We start from the raw sequence: 8,213 nt of genomic DNA, 5'->3' as shown, positions 1-8,213 counted from the left end.
CTGCTGCTGGACACGCTGCCGCAGGACTGGCTGGAGCGGCTGCGCCGGCTGGACTGCGTGGCGCTCGACGCCAACCATCGCGAACTCACCGAGGACGTCATCCGCACGGCCCACAACGCCGGATTCCGCGTGACCTGCTATACCGTCAACGACCCCGCCCGCGCGGCGCAACTGCTCGGCTGGGGACTGGACGCGCTGATCACCGATTCGGTGGACGCGATCGCGCCGCGCCAGGCCTAGCCTTCAAGGCGACAGGGCGCCGCCCCGGGAGCGGGGCGGCTGGCCGGGCTTCCTAGTCCCCGCCTCCCATCGCTTCGCGCACAGCGTCGTCCACGCTCCAGCCGCGCCACATTTCCTCGGGGATGGCGGGGTTGTGTGCCTGCGCCAGCAAATCCCGCACTTCGTCCTTGACCCGGGCAAGCCGCAGCGGCATGCCGTGGGCCCTCGCGAAGACCGCCAGCTCTCCCAGCGCTTCGAGCGTGGTGCCGTCGAGATCGGGCGACTCTTCCAGGCTAAGCACCAGACCATACTGAGGATGGTCTCGCGCCAGTGCCTGGCGCACGTTGCCGAGCACGCTATCGACGTTGCCGAAGAACAGCGGCACCTCCGGGCGCGCGATCAGCAGGCCCTTGGGCGCCGCGGCCTCGGGATGGCGCGTCGTGTCGACGAAGTCGTGACTATCGGCGAGGCGCCCCAGCCAGCTGACCTGCGGACGCGACAGGCGATGCAGCAGCATGGCCAGGCTGACCACGATCGCCAGCAGCAGGCCGTGCAGCACGCCCAGCAGCAGCACGCCGGCAAAGGCGGTCAGCGCGACCAGGCGGTCGCGCCGCCAGTCGAAATACGGCTTGAGGCTGCCCGGATTGAGGCTGTGCCCGACCGCACGGATCACGATGGCCGCGAGCACGGGCTCGGGCGTGCGGGAGATCCAGGGAAGCAGGGTGCACACCGCGGCGAATACCACGGCGCCGGCGATCAGGCCGGCGCGGCGGCTTTGCGCGCCGGCCGATTCGTTGGCCGAGGTGCCCGAGAAGCCCGCGCCCACCGGCATGCCCTGGAACAGGCCCGAGGCGAGATTGGCCAGCCCCAGCGCGGCCAGGTCCCGGTTGGGCGAGACGTTGTCGCCGTGGCGCATGGCGAAAGTGCGGATCGAGCCGTAGCTCTCGGCGTACAGGATCAGCGCTAGCGCCGCCGCCAGTTCGCCCGCCCGCATCCAGTCGGCCGTGGTCAGGCCTGGCACGCGCGGCATCGAGAACTGCAGGGCGATATTGCCGACGGCCGCAATGCCATGCGACTGGGTCCAGCCGCTGAGGTCGAGCGCGATGCCGGCGGCGATGACCAGCAGCGCGCCCGGCACCGCGCGCCAGCGCGCGAACAGGTGCAGCAGCGCCAGCGCGCCCAGGGCCAGTGCCGCGCCGGACAGGTTCCAGTGGCGCCAGCCAGCGAGCAGGTCCCACGCCAGGCGCAGGAAATCGCCGTGTGCCGGTTTTACGTCGAGGATCTTCGGGCACTGCTTCAGTACGATGGTCAGCGACAGTCCCAGGGCGAAGCCACGCAGCACGGGCTTGGCGATCAGGTTGGATATCGCCCCCAGGCGCAACGCCGCGGCCAGCAGGAACAGCATCCCCGCCATCAGGATGACCGCCGCGCCGAGGGCGATGCGCAGTCCGGCGTCACCCTCGGCTGCGGCAGTGGTGGCTGCCAGCAGCACTGCGGCCGACGACGAAGTGGCCGAAACGATGGCAAAACGGCTGCTGCCGAGCAGGCCATAGACCAGCAACCCCGCAAACAGCGCAATCACGCCGGCTTGCGGGGGCAGCCCGGCAATGCCGGAGTAGGCCACGGCTTCGGGCAGAAGCAGCCCGGCAATGGCCAGCCCCGCGACCAGGTCGGCGCGCCATGCGCCGGGCGTGGCGCCGGTCGGGGCCGTGCCGGCGGTAGGGGCGGGCATCATGCCGTCTTGCCCTGGCTGGCCGGGCGCGCCAGGACAGCGGGGGCGGCGTGATGCGGGGATGGCGGGAAGTGCACAGATCTCTCCATTGTTGTTTCGTCCCATGCTATCGAACCGTCTGCCTTCGCGGCCGTCCGGCGGCCCCTGCGTTTGCCTGCGCGCAACACTGGAAGCCGTACGGATGCATTGCCGGCAAAAATCGCTCGGGCTGCGCGCCAAACGTGCTATCCTTATGCGAGTGAAGACTTAGGTCCTTCCACGCACAACTGACCCTTTTGGGGGCGACTGAACAAATGCAGCTGAACAGACCGGCACCCGTCGCGGTGCCGTTTGCATAATGATGCATTTGATGTGCTTCGGTTGTTGCCCCGAAAGAGTTGTTTGCAATCCGCTAACCGGTCAAGCCGTGTCGCGGAAGGTTGATGAACCCGCTTTACTCCGGCATTCCCGGAGAATAGTGAGCGCCCCATGATGCAGCAGTATCAGAGCAATTCGTACCTCTTCGGCGGCAATGCCCCCTATGTGGAAGAGCTGTACGAGGCCTACCTCGAAAATCCCTCCTCGGTTCCCGATAACTGGCGCGCGTATTTCGACGCGATGCAGAACGTGCCGGCCGTCGATGGCTCCAGCGCCCGCGACATCCCCCACGCGCCCATCGTCGCCTCGTTCGCCGAGCGCGCCAAGGCTGGCCCGATCAAGACCATCGTTGCCTCCGCCGACTCCGATATGGGGCGCAAGCGCGTCGCTGCCACGCAGCTGATTGCAGCCTACCGCAACATCGGTTCCCACTGGGCCGACCTCGATCCGCTCAAGCGCCAGGAACGTCCGCCCCTGCCGGATCTCGACCCGGCTTTCTACGGTTTCTCCGAAAGCGACCTCGACATCGTTTTCAACGCCAGCAATACGTATTTCGGCAAGGAATCGATGAGCCTGCGCGAGCTGCTCAACAACCTGCGCGAGACCTATTGCAGCAGCATCGGCGCCGAGTTCATGTACATCAGCGACCAGGCGCAAAAGCGCTGGTGGCAGGAGCGCCTGGAAACCACGCGTTCCAAGCCGGTGTTCACGCTCGAGAAGAAGAAGCACGTCCTCGACCGCCTGACCGCGGCGGAAGGCCTCGAACGCTTCCTCCACACCAAGTACGTCGGCCAGAAGCGCTTCTCGCTGGAAGGCGGCGAGAGCTTCATCGCTGCCATGGACGAACTGATCCAGCACAGCGGCAGCAAGGGCGTGCAGGAAATCGTGATCGGCATGGCCCACCGCGGCCGCCTGAACGTGCTGGTCAATACGCTGGGCAAGATGCCGGCGGACCTGTTCGCGGAGTTTGAAGGCAAGCACGTCGACGACCTGCCGGCCGGCGACGTGAAGTACCACAAGGGCTTCTCCAGCGACGTCTCCACCGAAGGCGGCCCGGTCCACCTGTCGCTCGCCTTCAACCCGTCCCACCTGGAAATCGTCAACCCGGTCGTCGAAGGCTCGGTCAAGGCCCGCCAGGAACGCCGCGGCGAGCCCGCAGGCCATGCCGAAGTGCTGCCGGTGCAAGTGCACGGCGACGCGGCATTCGCAGGCCAGGGCGTGGTGATGGAAACGCTGAACCTGGCACAGACCCGCGGCTACGGCACGGGCGGCACGATGCACATCGTGATCAATAACCAGATCGGCTTCACCACCTCGGATCCGCGCGACTCGCGTTCCACGCTGTATTGCACCGACGTCGTCAAGATGATCGAAGCGCCGGTGCTGCACGTCAACGGCGACGATCCCGAAGCCGTCGTGTTCGCCATGCAGCTGGCCGTGGACTTCCGCATGGAGTTCAAGAAGGATGTCGTGGTCGACATCATCTGCTTCCGCAAGCTGGGCCACAACGAGCAGGACACCCCGGCCGTCACCCAGCCGCTGATGTACAAGAAGATCGCCCAGCACCCGGGCACGCGCAAGCTGTACGCCGACAAGCTGGCCGTGCAGAACCTGGTGGCCGCCGACTTCGGCGACCAGCTGGTCAAGGAATACCGCGCTGCCATGGATGCGGGCAAGCACACGGTCGACCCTGTCCTGTCGAACTTCAAGAACAAGTTCGCCGTGGACTGGATGCCGTTCCTGAACCGCAAGTGGACCGACGCCGCCGACACCGCAGTGCCGGTGACCGAGCTCAAGCGCCTGGCTGAACGCATCACCACCACCCCCGAACACCTCAAGCTGCACCCGCTGGTCGAGAAGGTCGTCAAGGACCGCGCCAACATGGGCCGTGGCGAGCAGTCGCTGGACTGGGGCATGGGCGAGCATCTGGCCTTCGCCTCGCTGGTGGCTTCGGGCTACCCGGTGCGCATCACCGGCCAGGACGCCGGCCGCGGTACCTTCACCCACCGCCACGCCGTTCTGCATGACCAGAACCGCGAGCGCTGGGATGCCGGCAGCTACGTGCCGCTGCAGAACGTGTCGGAAAACCAGGCACCGTTCACGGTGATCGACTCGGTGCTGTCGGAAGAGGCCGTGCTCGGCTTCGAATACGGCTTCTCCACCGCCGAACCGAACGCGCTGGTGATCTGGGAAGCCCAGTTTGGCGACTTCGTCAACGGCGCCCAGGTGGTGATCGACCAGTTCATCTCCTCCGGCGAAGTGAAATGGGGCCGCGCCTCGGGCCTGACCCTGATGCTGCCGCACGGCTACGAAGGCCAGGGTCCGGAACACAGCTCGGCGCGTATCGAACGCTTCCTGCAGCTGTGCGCCGACCACAATATGCAGGTTTGCCAGCCGACCACGCCGGCCCAGATCTTCCACCTGCTGCGTCGCCAGATGATCCGTCTGTTCCGCAAGCCGCTGGTGATCATGACGCCGAAGTCGCTGCTGCGTAACAAGGACGCGGTCTCGCCGCTGTCCGACCTGGCCAAGGGCCACTTCGAGACGGTCATCCCCGATCACGAGGAACTGAACGCCAGCAAGGTCAAGCGCGTGGTCATGTGCTCGGGCAAGGTCTACTACGACCTGGTCAACACCCGCAAGGAACGTGGCGCCAGCGATACCGCCATCATCCGCATGGAACAGCTGTATCCGTTCCCGCACAAGGCAGTGGCAGCCGAGCTGAAGAAGTACCCCAACGCCAACGAAATCGTGTGGTGCCAGGACGAACCGCAGAACCAGGGCGCCTGGTTCTTCGTCCAGCACTACATCATGGAAAACATGGGCGAAGGTCAGAAGCTCGGTTACGCCGGTCGTCCCGCCTCGGCATCGCCGGCGGTGGGCTACTACGCCAAGCACAACGAGCAACAGAAGGCGCTGCTGGATGCGGCGTTCTCCAAGCTCAAGGGCTTTGTCCTGACCAAATGATCGTGGCCAGCATGGCGGCGCGCGCAACGGCGCGCTCCGCCATGTTTTTTGCCGCCTGCCTGAAGCACACACGAATACATCGAGGAAATACCTAACCATGGCTATTGTTGACGTCAAGGTTCCGCAACTCTCTGAATCGGTTGCAGAAGCAACCATGCTGAACTGGAAGAAGAAGCCGGGCGAAGCCGTTGCCCAAGACGAAATCCTGATTGAAATCGAGACCGACAAAGTCGTGCTCGAAGTGCCTGCCCCGTCGGCTGGCGTGCTGTCGCAGATCGTCCGCAACGACGGCGACACCGTGGTTGCCGACGAAGTGATCGCCAAGATCGACACCGAAGCCACCGCTGGCGCCGCCGCTCCGGCCGCTGCCGCACCGGCCCCTGCTGCCGCGCCTGCGCCGGCGGCTGCCGCACCGGCCGCTGCCGCCAATCCCGGCGCCGTGGCCATGCCTTCCGCTGCCAAGCTGATGGCCGAAGGTGGCCTGTCGGCCAGCCAGGTCGCCGGCAGCGGCCGCGATGGCCGCATCACCAAGGGCGACGTGCTGGCCGCTTCGGCTGCTCCCGCCGCCGCGCCTGCCGCCAAGGCAGCACCGGCTCCGGCCGCCGCCAAGCCGGCGCTGCAGCAGGTTTCCGCCCCGGTCGACTTCGCTGCCCTGGGCGACCGTCCGGAAGAGCGCGTGCCGATGAGCCGCCTGCGCGCCCGTATCGCCGAGCGCCTGCTGCAATCGCAAGCCACCAATGCCATCCTCACCACCTTCAATGAAGTGAACATGAAGCCGGTGATGGACCTGCGCAACAAGTACAAGGACCGCTTCGAGAAGGAACACGGCGTCAAGCTGGGCTTCATGTCCTTCTTCGTCAAGGCCGCCGTGCACGCGCTGAAGAAGTTCCCGCTGATCAACGCGTCGATCGACGGCAACGACATCGTCTACCACGGCTACTTCGACATTGGCATCGCGGTGGGCTCGCCGCGCGGCCTGGTGGTGCCCATCCTGCGCAATGCCGACCAGATGAGCCTGGCCGACATCGAGAAGAAGATCGCCGAATTCGGCGTCAAGGCGCGTGACGGCAAGCTGTCGCTGGAAGAACTGACCGGCGGCACCTTCTCCATCTCCAACGGTGGCGTGTTCGGCTCGATGCTGTCGACCCCGATCATCAACCCGCCGCAGTCGGCCATTCTGGGCGTGCACGCCACCAAGGACCGTGCCGTGGTGGAAGACGGCCAGATCGTGATCCGTCCGATGAACTACCTCGCCATGTCCTACGACCACCGCATCATCGACGGCCGCGAAGCCGTGCTGGGCCTGGTCGCCATGAAGGATGCGCTGGAAGATCCGGCACGCCTGCTGCTGGACCTGTAATCATCCGCATAGCCTGAGGTCTTGCCCGCCGCGCGCGCCAATGCGCACGGCGCGGCGGGCACGACGGACCGAAGAGTTGAAAGGCGGCCTGGCGGGCGAGTTTGCCCTGCCCGGGCTGCATAAGGAATTTCCATGAGCAAACAATTCGACGTACTGGTGATCGGCGCCGGCCCCGGCGGCTACATCGCCGCCATCCGTGCCGGCCAGCTGGGCCTGAACGTGGCCTGCTGCGAAGGCAATGCCTACGACGATCCCAAGGACGAACCGCGCCTGGGCGGCACCTGCCTGAACGTGGGTTGCATCCCCTCCAAGGCACTGCTGGCGTCCTCGGAAGAGTTCGAGAATGTGCAGCATCACATCGCCGACCACGGCATCACCGTGGGTGACGTCAAGGTCGACGTGGCCAAGATGCTCAAGCGCAAGGACGATATCGTCGGCAAGATGACCAAGGGCATCGAGTTCCTGTTCCGCAAGAACAAGGTCACGCTGCTCAAGGGCTATGGCAAGTTCGTCGGCAAGACCGCCGAAGGCTTCCAGGTCGAAGTCGCCGGCAAGGCCGGCACCGAAGTCGTGACGGCCAAGCAGGTCATCGTCGCCACCGGTTCCAAGGCACGCCACCTGCCGGGCGTTCCCGTCGACAACGTGCTGGTCAGCGATAACGAAGGCGCGCTCAAGTTCGCCGGCGTGCCGAAGAAGCTGGGCGTGATCGGCGCCGGCGTGATCGGTCTCGAGCTGGGTTCGGTATGGCGCCGCCTGGGTGCCGAAGTGACCGTGCTGGAAGCGCTGCCGGCTTTCCTGGGCGCCGCCGACGAAGGCGTGGCCAAGGAAGCGCAGAAGCTGCTGACCAAGCAGGGCCTGAAGTTCAGCCTGGGCGTGACGGTCAATGAAGTCAAGACCGGCAAGGACAACGTCACCGTCAGCTACACCGACAAGGACGGCGCTGCCCAGACCCTGGAAGTCGATCGCCTGATCGTCTCGGTCGGCCGCGTGCCCAACACCGACAACCTCGGCCTGGAGGCGATCGGCCTGGCTACCGACCAGCGCGGCTTCATCGAGGTGGACGACCACTGCGCCACCAAGGTGCCGGGCCTGTGGGCGATCGGCGACGTGGTGCGTGGCCCGATGCTGGCGCACAAGGCGGAAGACGAAGGCGTGGCGGTTGCCGAGCGCATCGTCGGCCAGAAGCCGCACATCGACTACAACTGCATTCCGTGGGTGATCTACACCTTCCCGGAAATCGCATGGGTGGGCAAGACCGAGCAGCAGCTCAAGGCCGAAGGCCGCGAGTACAAGTCCGGCCAGTTCCCCTTCATCGCCAACGGCCGCGCGCTGGGCATGGGCCATTCGGACGGCTTCGTCAAGATGCTGGCCGATGCCAAGACCGACGAGATCCTGGGCGTGCACGTGGTTGCCGCGAATGCGTCGGACCTGATCGCCGAAGCCGTGGTGGCGATGGAGTTCAAGGCCGCCAGCGAAGATATCGGCCGCACCTGCCATCCGCATCCGTCGATGTCGGAAGTCATGCGCGAAGCCGCACTCGCAGTCGACAAGCGCCAGCTCAATATGTAAGGCGTAAGC

Annotated in this window: 5 protein-coding genes; 4 read left to right on the top strand and 1 reads right to left on the bottom strand. The window is 65.7% G+C overall.

What is annotated here, in order from left to right; genetic code table 11:
• Window positions 1-240 (top strand): glycerophosphodiester phosphodiesterase family protein (locus tag P3W85_RS31355; protein WP_276267619.1); only part of this gene is annotated, 240 nt, incomplete at its 5' end.
• A 52-nt stretch (window positions 241-292) separates the two neighbouring features.
• Here the strand turns inward: P3W85_RS31355 and P3W85_RS31350 are convergent.
• Window positions 293-1,954: a SulP family inorganic anion transporter gene (locus P3W85_RS31350; RefSeq protein ID WP_430869658.1), complete on the bottom strand. Its 1,662-nt coding sequence runs from the start codon at window positions 1,952-1,954 to the stop codon at window positions 293-295.
• Between the two features lie 465 nt (window positions 1,955-2,419).
• Between P3W85_RS31350 and P3W85_RS31345 the strand changes: the two genes are divergently transcribed.
• From P3W85_RS31345 to lpdA, 3 genes are all read left to right on the top strand, one after another.
• Complete coding sequence (locus tag P3W85_RS31345; protein ID WP_017226135.1) at window positions 2,420-5,275, top strand: 2-oxoglutarate dehydrogenase E1 component; 2,856 nt, start codon at window positions 2,420-2,422, stop codon at window positions 5,273-5,275.
• Window positions 5,276-5,372: 97 nt separating this feature from the next.
• The gene (gene odhB, locus P3W85_RS31340) at window positions 5,373-6,635 is read left to right on the top strand and encodes a 2-oxoglutarate dehydrogenase complex dihydrolipoyllysine-residue succinyltransferase (RefSeq protein ID WP_276267617.1); all 1,263 of its coding nucleotides are present in this window, start codon (window positions 5,373-5,375) and stop codon (window positions 6,633-6,635) included.
• 132 nt (window positions 6,636-6,767) lie between these two features.
• Complete coding sequence (gene lpdA / locus P3W85_RS31335) at window positions 6,768-8,204, top strand: dihydrolipoyl dehydrogenase (RefSeq protein WP_017225905.1); 1,437 nt, start codon at window positions 6,768-6,770, stop codon at window positions 8,202-8,204.
• Window positions 8,205-8,213 lie beyond the last annotated feature (9 nt).

It is taken from the genome of Cupriavidus basilensis (genome assembly GCF_029335485.1).
Classification (GTDB): Bacteria; Pseudomonadota; Gammaproteobacteria; order Burkholderiales; family Burkholderiaceae; genus Cupriavidus; species Cupriavidus basilensis_E.
The sequence above is the reverse complement of the archived record's forward strand: the minus strand, read 5'-3'. Positions and strand labels throughout refer to the sequence as shown.

What these genes read in the sequence shown, in the direction of transcription:
- odhB (WP_276267617.1), top strand. Translation starts at nt 5,373, where the DNA reads ATGGCTATTGTTGACGTCAAGGTTCCGCAACTCTCTGAATCGGTTGCA.
- lpdA (WP_017225905.1), top strand. Translation starts at nt 6,768, where the DNA reads ATGAGCAAACAATTCGACGTACTGGTGATCGGCGCCGGCCCCGGCGGC.
- P3W85_RS31345 (WP_017226135.1), top strand. Translation starts at nt 2,420, where the DNA reads ATGATGCAGCAGTATCAGAGCAATTCGTACCTCTTCGGCGGCAATGCC.
- P3W85_RS31350 (WP_430869658.1), bottom strand. Translation starts at nt 1,954, where the DNA reads ATGATGCCCGCCCCTACCGCCGGCACGGCCCCGACCGGCGCCACGCCC.